Annotated in this window: 16 protein-coding genes; 4 read left to right on the top strand and 12 right to left on the bottom strand. The window is 71.2% G+C overall.

The window, feature by feature from the left end; genetic code table 11:
* Positions 1-146 precede the first annotated feature (146 nt).
* The gene (locus ABH941_RS26625; RefSeq protein WP_370132041.1) at positions 147-1190 is read left to right on the top strand and encodes a sphingomyelin phosphodiesterase; all 1044 of its coding nucleotides are present in this window, start codon (positions 147-149) and stop codon (positions 1188-1190) included.
* On the opposite strand, the gene ABH941_RS26620 is transcribed toward ABH941_RS26625, so the two are convergent.
* From ABH941_RS26620 to ABH941_RS26610, 3 genes are read right to left on the bottom strand one after another with little or no spacing between them, the layout of a single operon-like run.
* A complete protein-coding gene (locus ABH941_RS26620) occupies positions 1175-2581 on the bottom strand; it encodes a sensor histidine kinase (RefSeq protein WP_370132040.1) in 1407 nt (468 codons plus the stop codon). The genes ABH941_RS26625 and ABH941_RS26620 overlap by 16 nt on opposite strands.
* Positions 2582-2600: 19 nt before the next feature.
* Positions 2601-3281 carry a response regulator transcription factor gene (locus ABH941_RS26615; RefSeq protein WP_370132039.1) on the bottom strand — a complete coding sequence of 227 codons (681 nt, stop codon included), beginning with the start codon at positions 3279-3281 and terminating at the stop codon, positions 2601-2603.
* 34 nt (positions 3282-3315) lie between these two features.
* Positions 3316-3756 carry a hypothetical protein gene (locus ABH941_RS26610; protein WP_370132038.1) on the bottom strand — a complete coding sequence of 147 codons (441 nt, stop codon included), beginning with the start codon at positions 3754-3756 and terminating at the stop codon, positions 3316-3318.
* Between the two features lie 220 nt (positions 3757-3976).
* Here ABH941_RS26610 and ABH941_RS26605 point away from each other — a divergent pair, with 220 nt between their 5' ends.
* Both ABH941_RS26605 and ABH941_RS26600 read left to right on the top strand, forming a co-directional pair.
* Positions 3977-4120, top strand: a complete 144-nt coding sequence (locus tag ABH941_RS26605; RefSeq protein WP_370132037.1) for a hypothetical protein — start codon at positions 3977-3979, stop codon at positions 4118-4120.
* A gap of 173 nt (positions 4121-4293) precedes the next feature.
* Entirely contained in the window at positions 4294-4713 is a 420-nt protein-coding gene (locus ABH941_RS26600; RefSeq protein WP_370132036.1) for an STAS domain-containing protein, read from the top strand.
* A gap of 15 nt (positions 4714-4728) precedes the next feature.
* On the opposite strand, the gene ABH941_RS26595 is transcribed toward ABH941_RS26600, so the two are convergent.
* The 9 genes from ABH941_RS26595 to ABH941_RS26555 all read right to left on the bottom strand — a co-directional run bounded on the left by ABH941_RS26595 (position 4729) and on the right by ABH941_RS26555 (position 20225).
* Entirely contained in the window at positions 4729-7497 is a 2769-nt protein-coding gene (locus ABH941_RS26595; RefSeq protein WP_370132035.1) for a phosphoesterase, read from the bottom strand.
* Positions 7498-7501: 4 nt separating this feature from the next.
* Positions 7502-8869: an ABC transporter permease gene (locus ABH941_RS26590; protein WP_370132034.1), complete on the bottom strand. Its 1368-nt coding sequence runs from the start codon at positions 8867-8869 to the stop codon at positions 7502-7504.
* On the bottom strand, positions 8866-9807 hold the full coding sequence (locus ABH941_RS26585) for an ABC transporter ATP-binding protein (RefSeq protein ID WP_370132033.1): 942 nt from the start codon (positions 9805-9807) through the stop codon (positions 8866-8868). Before ABH941_RS26585 ends, ABH941_RS26590 begins: the two co-directional genes overlap by 4 nt.
* A gap of 142 nt (positions 9808-9949) precedes the next feature.
* Entirely contained in the window at positions 9950-13087 is a 3138-nt protein-coding gene (locus ABH941_RS26580; protein WP_370132032.1) for a BTAD domain-containing putative transcriptional regulator, read from the bottom strand.
* Between the two features lie 72 nt (positions 13088-13159).
* Positions 13160-14911: an RICIN domain-containing protein gene (locus ABH941_RS26575; RefSeq protein WP_370132031.1), complete on the bottom strand. Its 1752-nt coding sequence runs from the start codon at positions 14909-14911 to the stop codon at positions 13160-13162.
* A 90-nt stretch (positions 14912-15001) separates the two neighbouring features.
* Positions 15002-15838, bottom strand: coding sequence for a carbohydrate ABC transporter permease (locus tag ABH941_RS26570; protein WP_370132030.1), 837 nt, complete (start codon positions 15836-15838; stop codon positions 15002-15004).
* Positions 15835-16839: a carbohydrate ABC transporter permease gene (locus ABH941_RS26565; protein ID WP_370132029.1), complete on the bottom strand. Its 1005-nt coding sequence runs from the start codon at positions 16837-16839 to the stop codon at positions 15835-15837. Before ABH941_RS26565 ends, ABH941_RS26570 begins: the two co-directional genes overlap by 4 nt.
* An 86-nt stretch (positions 16840-16925) precedes the next feature.
* On the bottom strand, positions 16926-18182 hold the full coding sequence (locus tag ABH941_RS26560; RefSeq protein WP_370132028.1) for an extracellular solute-binding protein: 1257 nt from the start codon (positions 18180-18182) through the stop codon (positions 16926-16928).
* A gap of 63 nt (positions 18183-18245) precedes the next feature.
* Positions 18246-20225: a glycoside hydrolase family 127 protein gene (locus ABH941_RS26555; protein ID WP_370132027.1), complete on the bottom strand. Its 1980-nt coding sequence runs from the start codon at positions 20223-20225 to the stop codon at positions 18246-18248.
* A 237-nt stretch (positions 20226-20462) separates the two neighbouring features.
* Here ABH941_RS26555 and ABH941_RS26550 point away from each other — a divergent pair, with 237 nt between their 5' ends.
* Positions 20463-21431, top strand: a complete 969-nt coding sequence (locus tag ABH941_RS26550) for a LacI family DNA-binding transcriptional regulator (protein ID WP_370132026.1) — start codon at positions 20463-20465, stop codon at positions 21429-21431.
* The last annotated feature ends 50 nt before the right edge of the window (positions 21432-21481 follow it).

Below are 21481 nucleotides of genomic sequence, written 5' to 3'. Positions count from 1 at the left end.
CGCCACCCAACGTTCATCTTCCCTGACCAGACGGGTCATTGAGCGTGCATCAGTTGGTTACTGGCGGGTATTCCCTTTTGCCCATCGACCCTCTAGCGTCCTTCTCGTCCTTCACTTGTCCAGACAAGATGACGCTTGGAGTCCCGATGAACCCCAGCATCTCAGCGCGTCGGCTCGGTCACGCGGTCGCGGCTGCGATCACCGTCGCCGGCCTCGCCGCCGCCCCGGCCCACGCCGCCACCGCGACGGCCACGACGGCCTCGCTGTCGGTGTTCGCCTGGAACGTGGACCTGGGCACCGCGTTGGTCGACACGGTCGAGAAGGAGAACGCCGCCGGACGCACCCCCACCGTCGAGGCGGTCATCCGCAAGCACGACGCCGACGTGGTCATCCTCGACGAGGCGTTCAACAACACCTCCGACGCGCAGATCCCGTCCGCACTGGCCGACCTCTACCCGTACGCCACCCCGGTGGTCGGCAAGGTCTGCTCGGGCGGCGGCTGGACCGGCATCAGCGGCGCCTGCTCCAACTCCCCGTTCGTCATCAACGGCGGAACGCTGATCCTGTCCAAGTACCCGATCGTGGCCCAGTACGCGCACATCTTCAGCAACTCGACCTCGGGCACCTGGGACTACAACGCCAACAAGGGCGCGGCCCTGGCCGAGATCGACGTGAACGGCACCGACACCTGGGTGGTCGGCACCCATCTGCAGGCCGACCAGTCCGGGACCTCGACCAGCACCACCCAGAAGACCCGGCTGGCCCAGCTCGGTGAGATCCGCACCTGGACCAACCAGATCGTCGGCACCTCCGCGCCGGTCCTGATCGGCGGCGACCTCAACGTCGAGTACTACGGCGGCGCCTCCCGCGGCGACTACGCCAACGCCCAGACCGCCGTCGGCGGCGTCCTCGGCAGCCCGGCGCTGGATTCGTCCCAGACCCTGCACACCATGGACTGCCCGGTCTCCTCCTGGTGCCAGTACATGTCCGGCATCGAGTCCTTCCCGAGCAGCTACCAGGACGACCTGGACTACCTCGGCTACCTCCAGGACGGCGCCCGCCCGGTCCCGGCCGCACTGCCCACCGTGCACATCGACTTCGACCCGCAGACCGGCTGGACCAGCGGACAACTGGACACCAACGCCCCCAGCGACCACTACCCGGTCCAGGCCACCTACATCCTGCCCTGACCCGACGAAGCCGACGGCGCCGGCGGCAGCTCCAGGCAGAGCCGCGCGCCGCGGTCGGACGGAAGCACCGCGACGGTCCCGCCGTGGGTCTCCGCGATCTGGCGGACGATGGACAGGCCCAGACCCGAGCCGGGCTTGGCCCGGGCCGCGGTGGCGCGGTAGAAGCGGTCGAAGACGAGCGGCCGGTCGGCCTCGGCGATGCCGGGGCCCTGGTCGGTGACGGTGCAGCAGATCCGTTCCCGTCCCGGCGCGAGCTCGACCGTGACCTCGACCGCGCCGCCGTCAGGGCTCCACTTGGCGGCGTTGTCGACCAGGTTGCCGAGGGCCCGGGCGAGGGCCTCCGGGTCGGCGAGCACCAGGCAGTCCCCGGGACGGGACGGCAGCCGCGCGGCGAAGCGCAGATGGGGCGAACGCCGCCCGGCCCGGTCGACCACCTCCTGGGCCAGCAGGTCGATCCTGACCTCCTCGGTGTGGGTCTCCGCCTGGCCGTAGCGGGCGAGTTCGACCAGGTCGTTGACCAGGCGCTTCAACTCCCCGCTCTGCTCCAGCGCGGCCCGCACCAGCGCCGGGGCCTGCGGATCGGCGAGCCCGCCGGGCTCCACCAGCAGCTCCAGATTGGTGGTCAGGCTGGTCAGCGGGGTGCGCAGCTCGTGCGAGGCGTCCGCGACCAGCTGGCGCTGGGCGGAGACCGAGCCGTCCAACGCGCCCATCATCGCCGAGAACGAGCGTGCCAGCCGGCCGATCTCGTCGCGGCCGCCGATGCCGGTGAGACCGCCGTCCACACCGGCGGTCAGATCCTGAGTGACCGTCACCTGCTCGACGGTCTCGGTCAGTCGGCCGACCGGACGCAGCAACCGTCCGGCCAGCATCCGGGCAGCGAATGCGGCCGTCAGCGCACCCCCGAGGATCAGCCCGGCCAGCAGCAACTCCAGCCGGTGCAGCGAGTTCAAGGCGTCCGACAGCGGCTTCGCGACGCGGACCAGTGTGCCGCCGCTGCCCTCGAACCGGGACGTGTAGACGCGATAGACACGCCCCTGGTAGTCGGCGTCGCTGAAGTAGGCGGGGGCGTTCCCCGCGGCGACGGCGGTGTCCTGGTAGGTGATGTCGGCGAGCTCCGCCGTGCCGGGCTGCACCGGTGCGGGCAGGAACTGGACCAGCGTGTCGCCGATGACGAGCACGCCGGTGGCGGGGAGGCTGCCGCCGGACTGGGAGATCTTCTGCTTCAGTGCCTGGCTGAACTTGGGCGTGCTGGCCGCGGTGGACACCAGGGTGCTGTCGAGTTGGTCGTGCAGATCGTGGTCGGCCGCCGGATAGAGCACCAGCGAGGCCAGCAACAGGGCCGCGGCCACCACCAGTCCGCCGGCCAGCGCGACGCGGCTCCGCAGGCTCACGGCGTCACGACCCCTCCGGTCACGGCTCCTCCCGCAGCACATAGCCGAGCCCGCGCACGGTCTGGATCAGCCGCGGCTCGCCCTCCGCCTCCAACTTTCCCCGGAGGTAGCTGATGTAGACCCAGAGCGCATTGGATCCCGGCCCGAAGTCATAGCCCCAGACCGCTTCGAAGATCGCAGTACGGCCCAGCACCCGCCGCGGGTTGCGCAGGAACAGCTCCAGCAGCGCGTACTCGGTGCGGGTCAGCGCCAGCAGCCGACCGCCGCGGCGGACCTGGCACTGCGCGGCGTCCAGCTCCAGGTCGGCGTAGCGCAGCAGCTCGCGCGCCTCCATCGTCCGCGAGCCGCGCCGCAGCAACGCCCGGAGCCGGGCCCGCAGTTCGTCCAGCGCGAACGGCTTGACCAGGTAGTCGTCGGCGCCCGCGTCCAGCCCGGCGACCCGGTCGGCGACCAGGTCGCGGGCGGTCAGGATGAGGATCGGGGTCTCGTCCCCGCGCCCGCGCAGGATCCGGCAGACCTCCAGCCCGTTCGGCTCGGGCATCATCACATCCAGCACGATCGCCGTCGGCCGCGCTTCGGCGACGCCCGCGAGCGCGGCCGTGCCGTCCGCCGCCTCGGTGACCGCGAAGCCGTCGCGGCGGAGGGCGTGGCCGAGGGAGCGCCTTACGGCCGCGTCGTCGTCGGCCACCAGGATCCGCATCAGCCCATTGTGCTCCGGGCCGGCCTACCCACGGTCAGCCCTTCGCGGGCGCGGAGCCGGACGGAGCCGGCATCGCGGTGCGCAGGGCCTGCTTCATCCGCACCAGGTCCTGCGAGAGTTGACTGGGCGTCAGCCCGAGTGATGCCGCGAGCGAGCGGAACCCGGGATCGGTGACCTCGACACCGTGACCGGAGGCCTGCGAGATGGCGTCGAGCCGCTCCAGAACGGCGGTGGCCCGCGCCTGGCTCACCCCGAGGATCCTGGCGAGGGCCGCACTGATCTGCGGGTCGGGCGTGCCCGGCTTCACAACGGGCTGCTTGCCCTTGCCCACGTCCGAGGGCGCCGTGCCGACGCAGGCGGCGGGCGGCTTGGGGCTCGGGGAGGCCGAGTTCGAGGCCTCGGCGGCGGCAACGCTGCCGCCGGTCAGGAGAACAACTGCAAGGGTGGCGACCGCGATTCGGGTCTTGGAGCGCATCGGTGTCCTTCTTCCGGTCCGAGGTGCGGAGGCCGTCCCCCACACCGCCGAACAGCACACCAACCCCGCCTTCGGACACCCATCAGCCGACCTTAACGCCGCCTCAGAACAGCCAGCGACAGCAGAAAGCCGCATAGGTTTGGAACTGCCCGGCCCCTGCGCACGACTGGCGCAAGGCCGAGGCCGGGATCAACGCCCATGAGCACTACGCGGGTCCGTGGTGGGCGCCGATGAAGGCCCGGCCCGATCAGTGCGGCTGCGGCTGCGGTTGCGCGCCGACGGCGGCTGCCCGCTGGAGTGGAGCATGGAGGGCGCCGCTTCGGCCGCCGAGCCACTGGCCGGAAGCCCCTTCGCTGAGGTGTGATGGTCAGCCGCCGGAATATTTGGGGGCGCACCGGCGCACGGCGGGGGCGGGTCCACGGACGCGCGAACCCGCCCGACCGAGTGATGCTCAACGAACAGGTGGACAGTCGCACCTGTCGACGCGTCAGGCTGGTGGGGTCACTGAGGTTACCCGCATCGCAGGAGGACGAGGCCATGTGCCTACGAATTCAGAGTGTGGGGGCGTGCGTGATCCTGGCCCTGCCACCTGTCGTCGACAGCATCCATATCGCGGAGGTCAGGGCGCCGATCAAGGGGAGGGTGTGGGCATGCAGCCCCCGGCCCAGGGCGGTCATCCTGGACCTGTCCCCGGTCCAGTTCATCGACAGCCCCGGCGTGGCGCTGATCAATGAGACCCGACGACAGGGCCGGGCTCACGGCGTCGCGGTGCGCGTCGTGGCTCCCACTCCCGCTCAGCGGAGCATCCTGATGCGGCTCGGTGTGGATCAGGACGCGTTGTACACCGGCATGTCCCAGGCCCTGGTCGACAGCGGCGAGAGGCACACCGGGGTCGAGGACGACGGTGGATCCCGGACACCCCGGGGCGGCGACTGGCGCCGGCCCCGGGGCCGTTGAGGCGGTCGGGCCGGGTCAGCCGTCGGTGCCGGAGGCGGGGATGTACGCGCCGGGCACGTTGTTCGGGGCGTAGATCGTGGTCTCGCCCGGGTAGGGCGTCTTCCAGTTGTGCGTCTCGTACCAGGTCAGGTGGTTCATCTGGGCGGGGTTGGCGTAGTCGGGCACCGCGTTGGTTCCGGTCAGCCGCTGCTTCGACTTCCAGCTGGCCCACTGTGCCGCGACCGCCTTCTCCGAGGCCGGCGGGGCGGTCGTCGCAGGCACGGCCGCCGCGTGCGGATCCTGAGGCGCCGGGGTGTCGACGCCGCAGCTCGGCGGCGTGGCCAGGCCGTCGGTCAGCGAGGTGGTGTTGGGCAGCGCGGTGAACGGCGTGTAGTTCGGCTTGCTGGTGAAGGCCGCGGACATCGGGGTGGCCGCGCTGTCCTTCTGGTTCATCGGGTGGATCCCGAGGATCTGCTCGATGGTGCGGACCATCGTGATCTGCGTGTAGTAGTGGTCGTCCACGACGCCGTGCTGGGCGTAGGGGCTGATGATCTGGATCGGGGTCCGGTGGCCGTCGACGTGGTCGAGGCCGGCCTGGGAGTCGTCCTCGACCACGAAGATCGCCGAGTCCTTCCAGTACGGGCTGTGCGAGATCTCGTCGACGATCTTGCCGGTGGCGAGGTCGTTGTCGGCGACCTGGGCGGCCGGGCTCGCCGGGCCGCCGGTGTGGTCGCTGGAGAGCCAGAACATGTTCAGGTTCGCCGGACCGTTCTTCTCGAAGTCCTGCTTCCAGATCTGGTACCGGTACTGGTCCGGAACGCTGGTGTCGAACTTCGGGAAGCCGGGCACCGACACGCTGTTGAGCGAGGGGATCGGCGAGGACGAGTTCAGGGTGTAGGCGGTGTTCTGTCCCGTCGCGGCCATGGTCTTGGCGTCGCAGTACAGGTTCTGCCAGCTCGCGGTGGCCGGCTTGGTGAGGAACTGCTGGAACTCGCCGAAGTCCCGCACGGTCTTGCCCGCCGCCTGCGCGCCGGTCCACAGGAAGCCGGACTTCTGGTGGCCCAGCGCGTCGTCCTCGGTGTCGTAACTGCGCAGGTACGCACCGGCCGAGGACTCGGTGTACTCCGGGTCGTCCGCCTGCATCAGCCAGTTGTGGCCCTCGGCGGAGTTGGTGCCGATGTCGTAGGTGTTGTCGTAGAGCCCGAACTGCGTGGCCAGCGCGTGCTGGTTCGGCGTCACGTTCTTGCCGAACTGCGCCAGGGCGGCGTCGCCGTTGCCCTGCGCCATGTCGCCGAAGACCTGGTCGTAGGTGCGGTTCTCCTTGACGATCAGGAAGACGTGCTTGATCGTCGAGGGGGCCCCGATCCGCGTCGGGACCGGCACCGGCTTCGACTTGCTGCCCCCGTAGCCGTTGTCGGCCAGCTTGACCGAGCCGTTGGTCCAGCCGTTCTGCTGGAAGACCTTGCCGGTCTGGGACCTGATGACACTGTCGCTGGGCAGGGTGAACTGCGTCAGGCTGGACGTGGTGTCGTGGGTGTCGTGGCCGGCCGCGGTGGTGGGTCGCAGGGCGTCGATACCACGGGTGTTGGAGACGACCACCTTGCTGCCCACGGTGGTGATCTCCGCGGGGAAGTAGTCCGTCGGCAGCAGACCGACATAGCTGACCGGCTCCTGCGGCCTGGTGTACCGGTAGACGGCGACCGCGTTGGCACGGCCCAGCGTCACCAGCAGGTGCCCGTCGTCGGTCAGCGTCACCGAGTCGGGCTCGTAGCCCACCGTCGCCTCCGGCCAGGGCTGGGTGGCGATGGTCTGCACGACCCTGCCGCGCCTGGTGTCGATGACGGAGACGTCGTTGCTGGCGGTGTCGGTGACGAACACCGCCCCCTGCTTGGCGTACACGGCGGTCGGGTGCAGACCGACATCGATGCTGCGGACGGCGGCGGTTGGGTCGGCCAGATCGATGACGCTGACCGTGCCGGTGGTGGTGGCGCCGGTCACCGGGCTGGCCGGGACCTGGGTGTTGTAGGAGTTGAGCGTGTAGTCCCCGGCCTGCGCCGCACGCCCGCCCTCGTTGCTGACGTAGAGCTTGCCGCCGACCTGGACGATGCCGCGCGGGGCGTTGCCCACCGCCCAGCTCTGCTCGATGGCGCCGGTCGCGGCGTTGATGGCGACCACCCGGTTCTGGCCGTTGACGGCCGAGTACACGGTGGAGCCGTCCGCCGAGAACACCGCCGCGCCCACCAGCGCGTGCTTGACCCCGTCGACCGGGATCGCGACGGTCGTCGGGTTGGAAAGGGTGCCGTCCGCCCCCACGGTGAACTTGGTGTAGCCGTCGACCTGACCCAGCCACAGCTGCGAGCCGTCGGGCGAGTAGGTCGGGCCCTCCTGGCCCACGGCGCCGCTGCTGATGTGCAGGTCGTCCACCGCGGCGCTGCCGACACGCTGCTGAACCTGACCAGTGGTCAGGTTCACGACAACCAGTGCCGCGTCGCCGTCCGCGACCGCGGCCGCGAGATGGCCGCCGTCCGGGCTGACCGACGAGGACATGATCTTGCCGTCGTTGATGACCAGACGGCTGCCGTACGGAGCTATGTACTGATCGCTGGAGATGACCTCACCCTTGGCGGTGACCTGGCCCACATGCTCGGTGCCGAACTGGCGCGTTGTTGCGAAAGCAGTGCCGGTGGCGGCCACGGCCAGAGCCGTGACGCATGCGGTGACCAGCGTTGCCCGGCGGCTGACGGACCTGCCGAGAACGACGAACTGCTCGTTCTCGGCGACCCGGCGGCGGCGCGTTACCTGCATGGATTCATCCCTTCAGGGAGGTGGAGACCAGTTCGACGGTGCCGTCGAACTGCCACAGCGGGTTCGGTGCGTCCCCGGTCGGGGTCCGCACCAGGAAGTAGCCGTTCACTTCCTTCGGTCCGTCGCCGTCGGCCTCGATCCGACCGTCCGAGGTGACGTTCAGTTGGTAGAGGGCCGTTCCGGGGGCCGCGGCGCCGGGGAGGTGCCAGGTGACGACGCAGCGCCAGTCGTTGCCCGGCCCCTGGGGGTCGACCTGGCCGCCGCTCCGGTCGCAGGCCGCGGTGACCGCCAGCTGCGCCTCGGTGACGGCGGGGCGGTTGAGCTGCGCCGTCTGCATCCGGTAGAGGTGGGCGAATGCGGTGGCGACCGACTGCTGCACCTTCGCCTGCGAGATCCCGGAGCCCATGGACGGGGTGGCCACGGCGACGACACCGAACGTGACGGCGAGCAGCGCGGCCAGCGGCAGCAGGGCGATCGTGAGCGCGCGCCGCCCGATGCCGTCGTCGGTCGCGTTGGTGAAGTCCCACCGCATGAAGAGGTGGTGGGCCAACCCGGTCGCGACCACGACCCACACCAGGCTGACCGCGACGGAGATCAGCAGCTCGCGCGGCTGTCCCGGGCTGGTGAACAGCCGGTGCCAGGTGATGAAGGCATAGCCGGGCAGCGCCAGGCGCAGCGCGACCGGCAGCGGCAGCATCTGGGCGAGCTGCATCGCCACCGCCACCAGCGCGGGCAGCAGCAGCCCGATCGGGGAGCGCCCCAGCACAACGGACCCGAGCAGGCCGATCGCGGCGAGTGCAAGCGTGGGCGCGAGCACGCAGACCCAGGCGAGCAGGACGTTCCCGGCGGCGTCCGACGGCGACAGCAGGTGGCCGTCGAGGCCCACCAGCGGCCGGTTGCCGACCGTCAGCAGCCCGCCGACCGAGCTGGAGGCGACCATCCCGGCCACCAGCAGCAGGATGACGGTGAGTGCGGCCAGTGCCTTGGCCGCGAAGATCCGTTGCGGCGAGCGGACCGCCACCAGTAGGTGGCGCCAGGTGCCCAGCCGGTCCTCGGCGGCGAACACGTCGCCCGCGACCACCGAGGTCAGCAGCGGCAGCGCCCAGGAGCCCGCGAAGCCGAGCACCACCAGCGGCCCGGCCCATCCGGTGGCGTGCATCCAGCGGCCGAAGAGCGTGTCGGTCGGGAGCGTGCTCTGCTGGCTCACCGCGGCGACGAACAGCCCCGGCACGGTCCAGCAGGCGAGCACGAGCAGGCGGATCCGCCACTGCGAGACGAGCTTGACCAGTTCGAAGCGGTAGGCGCGCAGCACCGGGACACGGAGGGTACCGGGCTGGGCATCGGCATCGACGGCAGCGACGGTCACGGTCATCGGTCGGCCTCCTGCTGTTCGGTGAGGGCGAGGAACGCGGCCTCCAGCGGCGACACCACGGGGGCGAGCTCGCGCACCGCGATGTCCGCCCTCACCAGTCCCGCCACCAGTGCGTCGAGGGCCGGCACCTGTGCGGCGACGACCAGCGCCTCGGCACCACGCCAGGCCACCGCGTCCCCGACGACGCGGATCCCGGCCGTGTCGGCGGCCAGTCGGCGAGCGCCCTCCGGATCGGAGGTGAGCAGCCGGTAGTCGAGCTCACGGTCCTCGCTCGCCAACTTGCCCAGCGGGCCGGAGAAGCGAACCCGCCCGGTCGCGAGGATGGTGACCTCGGAGCACAGGGATTCGAGGTCGTCCATCCGGTGGCTGGAGAGCACCACGGTGGTGCCCTCGCTCGCCAGCCGGGTGAGGACGCCGTGCACATGCCTCTTGCCCGCCGGATCGAGACCGTTGGCGGGTTCGTCGAGCACCAGCAGCCGGGGGGCGGTGAGCAGGGCCGCGGCCAGCCCGAGCCGCTGACGCATGCCCAGCGAGAAGCCGCGGACCCGGTCGTCGGCGACATCGGTGAGCCCGACCTCGCCGAGCGCGTCGTCGATCCGTGGAGTCCGCGCGTCCTGGCCGCGCAGCGCGGCCAGCGCGGCGAGGTTCTGCCGGGCGGTCAGCGAGGGGTACAGGCCGGGCCCGTCCACAAAGCCGGCGACACCGCGGGGAGCCGCGAGCGCTCGTCCGACCGGCATACCGAGGATGTCGAGGGCCCCGCCGTCCGCGACGGCCAGCCCGAGCAGGAGGCCGAGCAGCGTCGTCTTGCCGGCTCCGTTCGGCCCGACCAGGCCGTGGATCCGCCCCTGCTCCAGATCCAGGTCGACGCCGTCGAGTGCGACGACATCACCGAAGCACTTGGTCACCCCTCGAGCCCGCACTGCACGTTGCGCCACCATAGCCCCTTCTCACCCGACCCACAGGGAACCTAGGGCGTGGCCGTGACGCAGTCAGGGGCGGCGGGTTGAACGTTCGCGTAACGGAAGACCACCGATTCCCCCCGAATCGACATGTCTCCCACCCGTCAGCCGGCGGCGCTGTTCAGCCCCGGCCCGACACAAGAGCGCAGGCGGCCCCCCGCAGCTCGTCCCGCTCCAGGGCGGCGTACTCCGACACCGCGTCGGCGTACCCCGCACCGTCGGCGTCCAGCGCCGCCTGCCGTGCGCGCTCCGCCGACATCGTCGGCTGGAAGTCACGCATCACCCGCAGCCGTTCGGCCAGCGCGATCATCCGTACGGCGCCGGCGTCGCCGGACGCGAGCCCCGCCATGCCGAGGGCGTGCAGCGCCGTCCCGAACACCAGGAGATCCATGGGCGAGCCGGACGGGTCGGAGAGCCGGGTCCGCAGTCGCTGCCGCAGCCGGTCGACCGACTGCGCGACCGGTTCGAGACGGCCGACGTGCGCGTGCGCGGTCACCGCCACCGACTGGATCTGGAACGCCCACGGGTCGAGCGAGGTGTCGCCGCTGTCGATCGCGCCGGCTGCGAGCATCCGTTCCACGGCACTGCGCCACAGACCGAGCCCGACCTCGGTCAGTCCGCGGGCGAGCGCGATCTCGGCGCGCCCGCCGAGGCCGGGCCGGTAGAAGGCGTCCTGTTGCGGGGTGGTGTCGATCGATGCCTGCCGCAGCCAGTACTCGGCCTCGTCGGGGTCCCCGCGCTGCAGGCAGGCGAGGGTCAGCAGCGAGCGGATGCCGATGTGGTCGTGCCCATCGCCGAGCCGCGGCAGCACCGCGAGCGAGGCCTTGAGGTGCTGGTACGCCTCCTCGCCCTGCCCCGTCCGCAGGCACAGCTCGCTCAGCCGGGAGTGCACCATGAGCTGCACCGAAGGATTGTCGACCGCGGCCAGTCCGGCGACCGCCCGCCGGGCCGAGGCGAGCGCGCGGTCGATGTCGTGCTGGTACTCCCAGAGATAACCGGCGATGCACTCGGCGACGCCGCCGACCAACGGCCGTTCGCTGTCGCAGAGTTCGCGCAACACCTCGTAGTCGGGAGGCAGCATCCCGGGGACCGCGCTCAGCACCGCCGCGAGAGCCCGCAGCAGCGTGTCCGGCGGAGCCGTGGGCAGCCGCCGGAGGGTGACCAACTGGCGTACGGCGCTGGGTCCGTGGCCCATGAACAGCGCTGCCGTGCACAACGCCGCAGCGGCGCAGGCGACTTCGACGTCCTCAGGCCGCCCGGGGTGGTAGTGCGACAGCGGGGGGCCGGTGTCCGCGGCGAGGGCGGCGAGGCGGGGAAAGTTGGACTCGGTGGACCACAGAGCTGCGAGGACTGCGGTGACGGCGGCGATGGCAGGGCCGTCCGTACGGGCCAGCGCGTGTCGCAGGGCCAGCGCGAGGTTGTCCTGCTCGGCCTTGATCCGCTCCCAGGAATCCAGCTGGTCCGAGCCGAAGAGCGCGTCGTGGTAGGCGACCCCGAAGTCCCGCGCCCAGGCCAGGAATCGGCCGACGGCTCCCTCGTCCTCGCCCGCCTCGGTGCGTCGGGCCGCACTGAACTCCCGAACCGTCTCCAGCATCCGGAACCGCACGCCGGCCGGGGTGTCTACGACGGTGACCAGCGACTGACCGGCCAACTGCTCCAGGAGGAACAGCGCGTCCTCGCCGAGCACCTGCTCGGCCGCCTCGCCCAGGAAGCCGCCGGGGAAGACGGACAGGGTGCGCAGCGCGGCCCTGGCGTTCTCCGCGAGCAGGTTCCAGCTCCACTCCACGACCGCGTGCAGGGTGCGGTGGCGCTCCGGCGCGTCCCGGGCCCCGCCGCGCAGCAGTGCGAACCTGTCGCCGAGGCGGCGGGCGATCTCCGGCACCGACAGCACCCGCACCCGCGCAGCCGCCAGCTCCACCGCCAGCGGCAACCCGTCCAGGTGACGGCACAGCTCGGACACCGCGCCCTCCGGCAGCTCCACGCCGGGCCGGGCGGCCCGGGCCCGCTGTGTGAACAGCTCGACCGAGGTGTCGAGGCCGAGCTCCGGCAGCGGGTACACCGCTTCTGAGGTAAGTCCCAGCGGGGCCCGGCTGGTGGTGAGCACCCGCAGGTCCCTGGAGGACGAGACCAGGGCCTGGACCAGGTCGGCGGCGCCCCGGACCACCTGCTCGCAGTTGTCCAGCACCAGCAGCACGGCACCGGACCCTGAGCTGGACCCGAGCACGCCGAGCACGCCGAGGATGCCGGTCACCGGGTCGGCCGAGGCCGGGCCGCCCATCACGCCGACGCCGAGCGCGGAGGCCACCTCCGTTGCCACGTCCCCGTCCTCGGTGACACCGGCGAGCGGCACGAAGTACACCACGCGCTGTTCGGCCCGGCGGCTGACGGCGTGCGCCAGCCGGGTCTTGCCGAGACCGCCGGGGCCGACGACGGTGACGGCGCGGGAGGTGCGCAGCAGCCGCTCCAACGCCGCGATGTCTTCGTCCCGGCCGAGCAAGGGGTTCGGCTCGTGCGGCACGCCGTGCCTGACCTTGGGCGCCTCACCGCGCAGCAGTTCCTGCTGGACGGCCTTGAGCCCGGAGCCGGGATCCGTGCCGAGCTCGTCGCGCAGCTCGCGGCGGTACGCCTCGTACCGCATCAGCGCGGTGGACGGGCCAGCCGTCGCCGCCTCGCCGCGCAGCAGCTCGGCGAGCAGCTCCTCGTCGCGCGGATGCCCTGCGGCGACCACGGCCAGCGGCCCGGCCGCCTCCGCGTGCCGCCCCAGCCGGGCCAGCGCGAGCGCCTGAGCGCGGATCAGCGCGTCGCGGACGGGGGCGCGTTCGGCGCGCAGGGCGGCTACCGGATCGTCGGTGTCGCCGGGCCCGTCCGGGGTGCCTTGCCACAGTGCGAGCCCGGCCACGGCCGCAGCCAGCGACCCCGCGTGGTCCCCGGCCCTGGCCCGGTCCGCGCTCGCTGCTGCGTGCAGCAGCAGGGCGGAGCTGTCGACCTGCCCCTCGGTGAGGGTGAGCCGGTATCCGGTCGGCGTACTGTCGATGACGTCGGCTCCGAGCTGCGTCCGGGCCCTGGACACCAGGACCTGCAGCGCCTTTCCCGGCCGCTCAGGCAACTCGTCCGGCCACAACCCCGCCACCAGCCGCTCGGTGCTGCAGCCGGTGCGCAAATCGCCCGCGAGCAGCGCGAGCAGGGCACGGAGCCGGGGTGCGGTGACCTCCTGTCCGCGACAGGCGACACGCGGCAGCAGGATCAGGTCGATGGTCACCCGTGCAGATTACCCAGGGCCCGCAGGCACAAGGCCGGCCCCGGCTGTCCGGGACCGGCCGCTTGCGGTCGATCAGCGTGCGGTGAGGTTCCACAGGTGGTCGGCGGTGCCGTTGTCGTCCCACTGCAGGACCTGGGCGCCGGAGGCGGTGCTCATGTTGCTGACGCCCAGCAGCAGACCGCTGTTGTAGTTGGCGATCTTGTAGTGCCCGCTGCCGGCCGGGATCAGCTGCCACAGGTGGTCGGCGGTGCCGTTGTCACCCCAGATCAGCGCGGTGCCGCCGTCGGCCGTACCGGCGTTGGTGATGCCGAGCAGCAGGCCGCTCGCCTTGTTGACGATCTTGTAGAGGCCCGATCCGGCGGCCGTCAGGGTCCAGGACTGGTCGGTGCCGGTGCTGGAGGTCGCCTGGTCGACCAGGGTCCCCTGGGCGGTGCCGGCGCCGACGGTGTCCAGCGCGAGGCCGCTGTTGACGTTGGTTATCTGGTATGTCCCGGCCAGCGTGGTGGAGGTGCCGCTGGGCGTGACCACCAGGTGGTAGCCGTAGGCGGCGTTGGTGGCCACCGGGACGGTGATGGAGCCGTTGGCGACCGTGTAGTCCGCGTCGGAGATGGTGAACGGGGCGGACACCGCGGTGGTGCGGCCGAGCGAGGGGGTGTACTCCAGCTTCACGTGCACGGTGCTGCCGAAGGCGGTCAGCGAGCTGAGCCCGTTGACGGTGACGGCGCTCGCTCCGCTGCCGCCGCCGAAGACCACGCTGACCTGGTTGCCGGCGCTGTTGACCGCAGCCGCTCCGTCGATGCCGGTCTGCGCGGGCGGGACGGTGGTGACCATGTTGCCGGTCATCGACCCGTACCAGGAGTAGAGCCAGTAGGCGCCGTTGGGCGCGCCGCCGGTGTCCACCAGGGTGTCGCCGAGGGTGCCGTAGTGGTTCCAGAAGGCCATCTCGGCGTTGTTCACACCGGCGCGCTCGAACTTGGCGACGTAGCCGACCATCGCGCCGGGCACGCCGACCTCGCTGGTGGTGCCGTACTCCTCGATGGCGATCGGGCGGGGGGTGATCCCGAGGGTGGTCTCCAGGTTCCGGTACGCGGCGACGTCCGCGGCGATGTTCGCGCCGCCCTGGAGCTCGTGCCAGGCGACGATGTCCGGGAGGGTGCCGCTGGCCTTGGCGTCGGTGAGGAAGGTGGTCATCCAGCTCAGGTTCCAGGCCGAGTAGCTCGGGCCCTGGATCGGCGTGGTCGCGTCCTTGGCGCGGACCTCCTTGTAGGTGGTGGCCCAGCCGGCGTCGAAGCTGCCCGCCGAGCTGGTGTTCCAGGTCCAGTCGGGCTCGTTCCACAGCTCGTAGGCGCTGATGTTGGTGGCGCTGGATGCCTTCACCGAGGCGACCTGGGTGTCCACGGCGGACAGCCAGTTGCTCCAGCTCACCCACTTGTAGGGGAAGTCGGGGTACCAGTCCGGCATCCGGACGACCACCTTGGCCCCGGCGCCGGCGGCCTCGGAGGCCACCTTCAGCGCGTCGCCCGCCGGGGCGGACTCGCCGTTGGGCAGCTGCGACCCGCCCGGGGCCATCTGCACAAAGGTGTTGGGGTGCAGCGGGGCGACCACGCTCGCGGCCGGGGTACCCGCGTTGGCCAGGCCGTAGAGGCTGCCCGAGGCGACATGGGTGACGGTGCGGAACGGCTGGTTGGCGTTGACCACCAGGGTGGTGGACGCGCTGGGCGCGGCGTGGGCCGACGTGCTGCCCAGGGTGGTGGCCGAGACGGCGAGGGCGAGGGTGCCGAGCAGAGCGGTTGCTCTGCCGGTACGGGTGGCTGCTGTGGTCACGGGGTGCTCTCCTGACGGGTGCCGGGTGGGAGGAGGTGGAGGTGGACGTGCCGATTGCGGAGGAGCGGTACAGGGGGTGGGGCCGGGCGGTCAGTCCTTGACCGCGCCGGCGGTGACGCCGGCCGCGACATAGCGCTGGGCCAGCACGAGCAGGAGTGCGGCGGGGATCGAGGCGACCACGGCGGTGGCCATGATGGCGTTCCACTCCTGGTTGTTGTTTCCGATGTAGCGGTAGATGCCGAGGGTGATCGGCCTCAGGTCGCCACCGCTGTCGAGGGTGTTGGCGAAGACGAAGTCGGACCAGGCCCACAGGAAGCTGAACAGCGAGACGGTCACCAGCGCGTTGCGGCTGACCGGCAGCACGACCGACCAGAAGGTGCGCAGGCTGCCCGCGCCGTCGATCAGCGCGGCTGCGGTCAGTTCGTCCGGGATGCCGGACATGAACGCGGTGAAGATCATCACGCCGAACGGGACGGCGATGGTGGAGTCGGCGATGATCAGGCCCCACCAGGAGTTCATCAGACCGAAGTTGAGGAAGATCCCGTAGAAGCCCATGGCCATCACGATGCCGGGGATCATCTGGGCGATCAGCAGCACCACCCCCAGCACCCCGCCGCCCCGGGGGCGGAGCTTGGCCAGCGCATAGGCCGCCGGGGCGGAGACCGCGAGGGTCAGCGCGACGGTGCCGAGGCCGATCAGCAGGCTGGTGAGCAGGTAGGGCATCTGGTCGTTGAGGACCGCCTGGTAGCCCTGGAAGGTGGGGTGCAGCGGAAAGAGGTCCGGCGGGTCCTTGCGCATGTCCTGCTGCGGCGTCAGCGAGACATTGATCATCCAGTAGACCGGGAAGAGCATCAGCGCGGTCAGCACGACGCCGACTGCCGTCCTGCCGTGCGAACGGCGCCGGACCGAAACGATGGTGGCGGTCATCCGACCTGCCTCCTCTGGACGCGGATGTAGAGCAGGCCGAAGACGAGGGCGATCAGGATGAGGATGTTGCCGACCGCGGCGCCGGGGCCGAACTGCGGGAGCAGGGAACCGAATCCGAACCGGTAGGACCAGGTGGCGAGAGTGGAGGAGGCATCCCCCGGACCGCCCTTGGTCATGATCCAGATCAGGTCGAAGACCTTGAGCGTGTAGACCAGGCCGAGCAGCAGCGTGATCGCCGAGACCGGCCGCAGCAGCGGGAAGGTGATCCGGCGGAACTGCTGCCAGGTCCCCGCGCCGTCGAGCGAGGCCGCCTCGTACAGCTCGCCGGGGATGTTCTGCAGCCCGCTGTAGAGGATGACCAGGTTGAAGGGGATGCCGATCCAGATGTTGGCGATGATCACGGAGGTCAGCGCCCAGCTGGGCGAGGTGAGCCAGTCCACCGGCGCGATCCCGGCCAGGTGCAGCCCGTAGTTGACCACCCCGGACTCGCTGTTGAGCATCCAGGCCCAGGTGGACGAGGACACGATCAGCGGCAGCAGCCACGGGACCAGGAACAGCGCCCGGAGCGTTCCGGAGAGCCGGAAGCCACGGTTGAAGAAGACCGCGAGGGCCAGGCCGGCCGCGTACTGCAGCAGGATCGAGACCAGCGTGAACACCATGGTGTTCCGCATCGCCGGCCAGAAGGTGGGGTCGTGCAGGACCTGGGAGTAGTTGGCCCAGCCTGAGAACGGGGCGTTGTTGTCGACGAAGGAGCGGACCGTGTAGTGGTGCAGGCTCAGATCGAGGTTGCGGTACAGCGGGTAGAGGTAGAAGGCGGCCAGGTAGGCGGCCAGGGGCGCGATGAACGCCCAGGCGGTGAGCTGGCTCCGGCGCCGCTGCCGGCGCCGCCGGGTCCGCGCGGCGGGGTCGGCGGCCGGTCCGGCCGTTTCGGTGGGGTCGGCGGGAGTCGCCCTGGACGTGGCTGGTGACCGCTGGAGGCGATCGGCTCGGACGGTGGTCATGCGATGGGGCTCCTCGGTGCGGTTGCTGCGTCCAGGGACAGACCCTCGGGACCGGTCATGGAAGACCGGGGTTCGAAGACAGGCGCTCAGCCCTGGTGGTTGGCGACTGCGGTCTGCGCCGCGTCGAGCGCGGCCTGCGGGCTCTTGCCGCCGGAGAGCGCGGACTGCACCGCGGTCCACATCTGCTCGGAGATCACCGGGTACTTGGTGCCCAGACCGCCGCTGGTCCGCCCCTTGGCCGCGGCGACCGCGGTCACCCAGGGCTTGAGCTCGGCGTTGGCCGCGACCTGCTGGGTCTGCACCGCGCTGGTGGGCGCGATGTAGGACAGCGTGGTGTCGGTGGAGAGCAGGTTGGTGGAGCTGGTCAGGCAGGTGACGATCTTCTTGGTGACGTCGTAGCGGGAGGAGTCCTTCTGCACCGGGACGGTGACGAACTCGCCGCCGGTCGGCGCCGGGGCGGCTCCGCCGTTCTGCGCGGGGATGCTGATGACCCCGTACGGGAACCCGGCCTTGTCGGCGTTGGCCAGCTGCCAGGTGCCGTTCTCGCCGAAGGCGTACTGGCCGGTGGCGAACTCCTGCCAGCTGGTGGTCTGGGTGTTGCTGAGCACGTCGTTGGGGGCCAGACCGCTGGAGACCCAGCCCTTCCACAGTGACAGCGCGGCGGCGCCGTTGGCGTTGTTCAGCTTGGTCAGGTCGCCGCCGGCGCCCCAGAACCAGGGCAGGAACTGGAAGCTGCCCTCCTCGGTGCCGATCGCGGAGAAGGTGATGCCCTTCTTGCCCGCGGCCTTGACCTTGGTCAGCGCCGCCGTGAGGGTGGACCAGCTGGTGATCGTCGCCGGGTCGACCCCGGCGGCCTTCAGGACGTTCTTGTTGTAGTACAGGGCAAGGGTGTTGGCGCCGATCGGGATGCCGTAGGCGGAGCCGCCGACCGTCCCGGCGCCGATGATGTTCGCCTGGATCGCGGAGGTGTCCAGGCCCAGGTCACCGGTCTTGTTCAGGATCCCGGCCTGCACCAGCGTGGAGACCACCGGGTTGTCGACCAGCATCACGTCCGGGGCGTTGTCCTGCTGGGCCGCGAGCAGGGCCTTGTTGGCCAGGTCGGAGGTGTCGAAGGAGGTCCGCTTGACGGTCACCCCGGCCTGGGTGCCGCAGGAGGCGACCAGCTTCCCCCAGGCGGAGGTGGCGTCGAACTGCGGGTACGGGTCCCAGAAGGTGTAGCTGGAGGCCTTGGCGGTGCCGGAGCCGGCCGCGGTGGAGCCGCTGCTCGATGAACAGGCGACGGCGGAGGCGAGGGTGCCGGCGGCCAGCACGGTGGCCAGCAGGGTGCGGCGAAGGTGTCTCATGGTGGTGGACCTCGTTGTCTCGTGGATGGGTGGAACGGAGGGATCGGTGGGGCTGTCGGATCGTCAGTCGGTGGGCAGCCAGACGCGCATGGCGCCGCTGCTCCGGTTGGCCCAGGCGTAGTACGGGATGGCCGTCAGCTCGATGACGGTCCCGCCGTCGGGGGTGTGCTCGGGAGCCGGCTCGGATGTGCGGGTGCGGTAGGGCCACCAGCCGGACGCGGTGGGCGGCGGGGTGCGCCGGCGCCCGCCCGCGAGCACGGTGACCACGCCGCCGAGCAGGTCGGGGCGCTCCTTGAGGGTGAGCGGGACGGCGGGGTCGATCGACACGTCGTCGAGTCCGCCGCCGGGGTGGTCGGCCTGCTCCAGGCAGTACACCAGCGGGCCGCGCTCGATCGCCGCGCAGCCGCGCACCGCGTCGACCCGCGGATCGGCGACCACCAGGCGCGGAGCCAGGTCCAGTTCCAGGACGACCTCGTCCCCGGTCGCCCAGGTCCGCTCGACCCGCAGCCAGCCCTCCTGCAGGACGGCCTCGGTGACCGGGGCGCCGGTGTCGCCGTGCCGCAGCGTGTACTGGCCGCACCACTCCGGGATGCGCAGCGACAGCGCCCACGGCTGCTCCGGGCTCTCCTCGACGGTGACGCAGATCCGGCCGTCCCGTGGGTAGTTGGTGTTAACGCTCACAACCGCGGGTGTGCCGTCGACGTCCCCGTTGAAACGGCCCGAGGCGTACTGGTGCAGCTGCAGGCCCTGCCCGTCGGTGGAACTGACGTAGTGTTCGAGGCTGGCCAGCAGCCGCATCACGTTCGGCGGGCAGCAGGCGCACCGGAACCAGCGGGTCCGCCGCGACGACTGGTCGCCGCCCGCGTCGACGTAACCGTCGCGCACCTGCAGCGGATTGACGTACAGCCAGGTCTCGCCGTCCAGCGAGACGCCGGCCAGGAAGCCGTTGAACAGGGTGCGCTCGATCAGGTCGCTGTACTGGGCGCGCCCGGTGAGCAGAGCCAGCCGCCAACTGAACTGGATCGAGGCGATGGCGGCGCAGGTCTCGCAGTAGGCGCGCTCGTTGGGGAGTTCGTAGGGGTCGCCGAAGTCCTCCTTGTCGTGGTGCGCGCCGACCCCGCCGGTCAGATGGGTCTTGGTGGTGGCCATGGCGTGCCACAGCCGCTCGGACGCCTCGGCCAGGGCCTCCTCGCCGGTCTCGGCCGCCAGGTCGGCGGCGGCGGCCAGCAGGTAGAGCTGGCGCACGGCGTGGCCCTCCACCGTCTCCGCCTCGCGCAGCGGGACCCGATCCTGGCAGTAGGCCTCGCCGTCGTGCAGGCCGTGGCCGTGCCGGTCGACGAAGTAGCCGGCCAGGTCCAGGTAGCGCTGTTCGCCGGTCTCCCGGTACAGCTCGACCAGGGCGGTCTCCACCTCGGGATGGGCGTCGAAGCTGTCGATCGGACGCCCGCTGCCCTCGGGGCCGAAGACGGTGTCGATGTGGTCGGCGAACCGGCGGGCGACGGTGAGCAGTTGCTCGCCGCCGGTGGCCCGGCGGTGCGCGACGGCGGCCTGGATGAGGTGGCCGGCGCAGTAGAGCTCGTGGCCCCAGCGCAGGTCCGAGTAGCGGCCCTCGCCCTTTCCGGTCTGGAACCAGGTGTTGAGGTAGCCGTCGTCCTCCTGGGCCTCCGCCACCAGCGTGATGATCCGCTCGACCTCGGCGGCCAGCTCGGCCGTACCCTCGTCGGCCCCGCTCTCGGCCCCGGCCTGGGCCAGCTGCCAGGAGGCGGCCTCCAGCCACTTGTAGACGTCGGAGTCCACGAACGGGTAGTGGCCCTCGAAGGAGCCGCCCTCCTGGCCGGCGACCAGGCGCAGATTGTGCAGATTGCCGGCGGACTCGAGCAGCTCCGGGCCCTGCGGGATGCTCACCCGGGCGTTGGTCAGCCGTCGGTCGGCCCAGAACCCCGCGGTCACCGTCGGCGCGGAGGTGGGTCGCAGAGCGGCCCGTGCCTGCGGGCCGAACCGGACCGGGCCGCTCGCGGTGGAGGTGGAGAGCGTGTGGGACATGGAACTCCCAAGTTCGTGGCTGGAGAAAGCTGCGCAAACCTTTTTCAAGCCGGAAACGTAAGGTCAACATCGCGGGGCGTCAAGGGGTTGCGCAAGAGCAGTTTTCGTCCGCCCACGACTGGTCAGCTGGGGTCTTGACTGGCACTATGAAGCAAACAAGCCCGAGTGAGAAAAGGATTGCCCGTGTCGGACCCGGTTCGCTCTCCCGCCAGAACGAGGGCCACCACCCTCACAGACGTGGCCACGCTCGCGGGCGTGAGCGTCGGGACCGCGTCCAAAGCCCTGAGCGGCAACGGCAGGATGCGTCCTGAGACCCGTCAGCGCGTCCTCGACGCGGTCCAGGCCCTGGACTTCCGCCCCAACCCGCAGGCGCAGAGTCTGCACACCGGGCGCAGCTGGACCGTCGGCCTGATGACCACCGACGGCATCGGCCGCTTCAGCACCCCGGTCCTGCTGGGCGCGGAGGACGCGCTGGGCGCCGGGAAGATCTCGGTCCTGCTCTGCGACACCAGGGGCGACCAGATCCGCGAGCAGCACCATCTGGGCAATCTGATGGACCGCCGGGTGGACGGCATCATCGTCACCGGCCGCCGCACCGACCCGCGGCCGCCGCTGGTCGGGGTCAGGGAGATCCCGGTGGTCTACGCGCTGTCGCCGTCGACCGACCCGGCCGACACTTCGGTGGTCTCGGACGAGCGGAGCGGCTGCCGGCTGGCCATCGAGTACCTGCTCGGCTCGGGCCGCCGCCGGATCGCCCATGTCACCGGGCCCGCACACCACGCGGCGGCCAGCGACCGGGCCCGCCACACCACCGAGCTGCTGGAGCAGGCGTCCCTGGAACTCGCCACCGGGCGCGTGCACTTCGGCGACTGGAGCGAGGCCTGGGGCCGCCGGGCGGCGGAAGCGGTGCTGCGCGCCGCGCCCGACACCGACGCCATCTTCTGCGGCAACGACCAGATCGCCCGCGGGGTCACCGACACCCTGCGCGAGCGCGGCGTGCCGGTGCCGGAGCAGGTCGCGGTGGTGGGCTACGACAACTGGGACACCATGACCCTGGCCGCCCGCCCCCCGCTGACCACCATCGACGTGGACCTGGTCGAGATCGGCCGGATCGCGGCGCTGCGGCTGCTGGAGGCGATCGACACCAACCCCAGCCCGGGCCTGCACCAGGTGCCCTGCCGCCTGGTGGTCCGCGAGTCGGCCTGAATCCACACACACGGGTACGGGGCGGCTGAACGGCAGGTGCGCTTCGCGGC

Origin of the sequence: Streptacidiphilus sp. EB103A, from assembly GCF_041261405.1 — a bacterium.
Lineage (GTDB): Bacteria > Actinomycetota > Actinomycetes > Streptomycetales > Streptomycetaceae > Streptacidiphilus.
The sequence above is the reverse complement of the archived record's forward strand: the minus strand, read 5'-3'. Positions and strand labels throughout refer to the sequence as shown.

Bases quoted from the DNA above. Each gene is read 5' to 3' on its own strand.
- ABH941_RS26615 (WP_370132039.1), bottom strand. From the start codon at position 3,281: ATGCGGATCCTGGTGGCCGACGACGACGCGGCCGTAAGGCGCTCCCTC.
- ABH941_RS26600 (WP_370132036.1), top strand. From the start codon at position 4,294: ATGTGCCTACGAATTCAGAGTGTGGGGGCGTGCGTGATCCTGGCCCTG.
- ABH941_RS26595 (WP_370132035.1), bottom strand. From the start codon at position 7,497: ATGCAGGTAACGCGCCGCCGCCGGGTCGCCGAGAACGAGCAGTTCGTC.
- ABH941_RS26555 (WP_370132027.1), bottom strand. From the start codon at position 20,225: ATGTCCCACACGCTCTCCACCTCCACCGCGAGCGGCCCGGTCCGGTTC.
- ABH941_RS26560 (WP_370132028.1), bottom strand. From the start codon at position 18,182: ATGAGACACCTTCGCCGCACCCTGCTGGCCACCGTGCTGGCCGCCGGC.
- ABH941_RS26610 (WP_370132038.1), bottom strand. From the start codon at position 3,756: ATGCGCTCCAAGACCCGAATCGCGGTCGCCACCCTTGCAGTTGTTCTC.
- ABH941_RS26625 (WP_370132041.1), top strand. From the start codon at position 147: ATGAACCCCAGCATCTCAGCGCGTCGGCTCGGTCACGCGGTCGCGGCT.
- ABH941_RS26570 (WP_370132030.1), bottom strand. From the start codon at position 15,838: ATGACCGCCACCATCGTTTCGGTCCGGCGCCGTTCGCACGGCAGGACG.
- ABH941_RS26590 (WP_370132034.1), bottom strand. From the start codon at position 8,869: ATGACCGTGACCGTCGCTGCCGTCGATGCCGATGCCCAGCCCGGTACC.
- ABH941_RS26585 (WP_370132033.1), bottom strand. From the start codon at position 9,807: ATGGTGGCGCAACGTGCAGTGCGGGCTCGAGGGGTGACCAAGTGCTTC.
- ABH941_RS26565 (WP_370132029.1), bottom strand. From the start codon at position 16,839: ATGACCACCGTCCGAGCCGATCGCCTCCAGCGGTCACCAGCCACGTCC.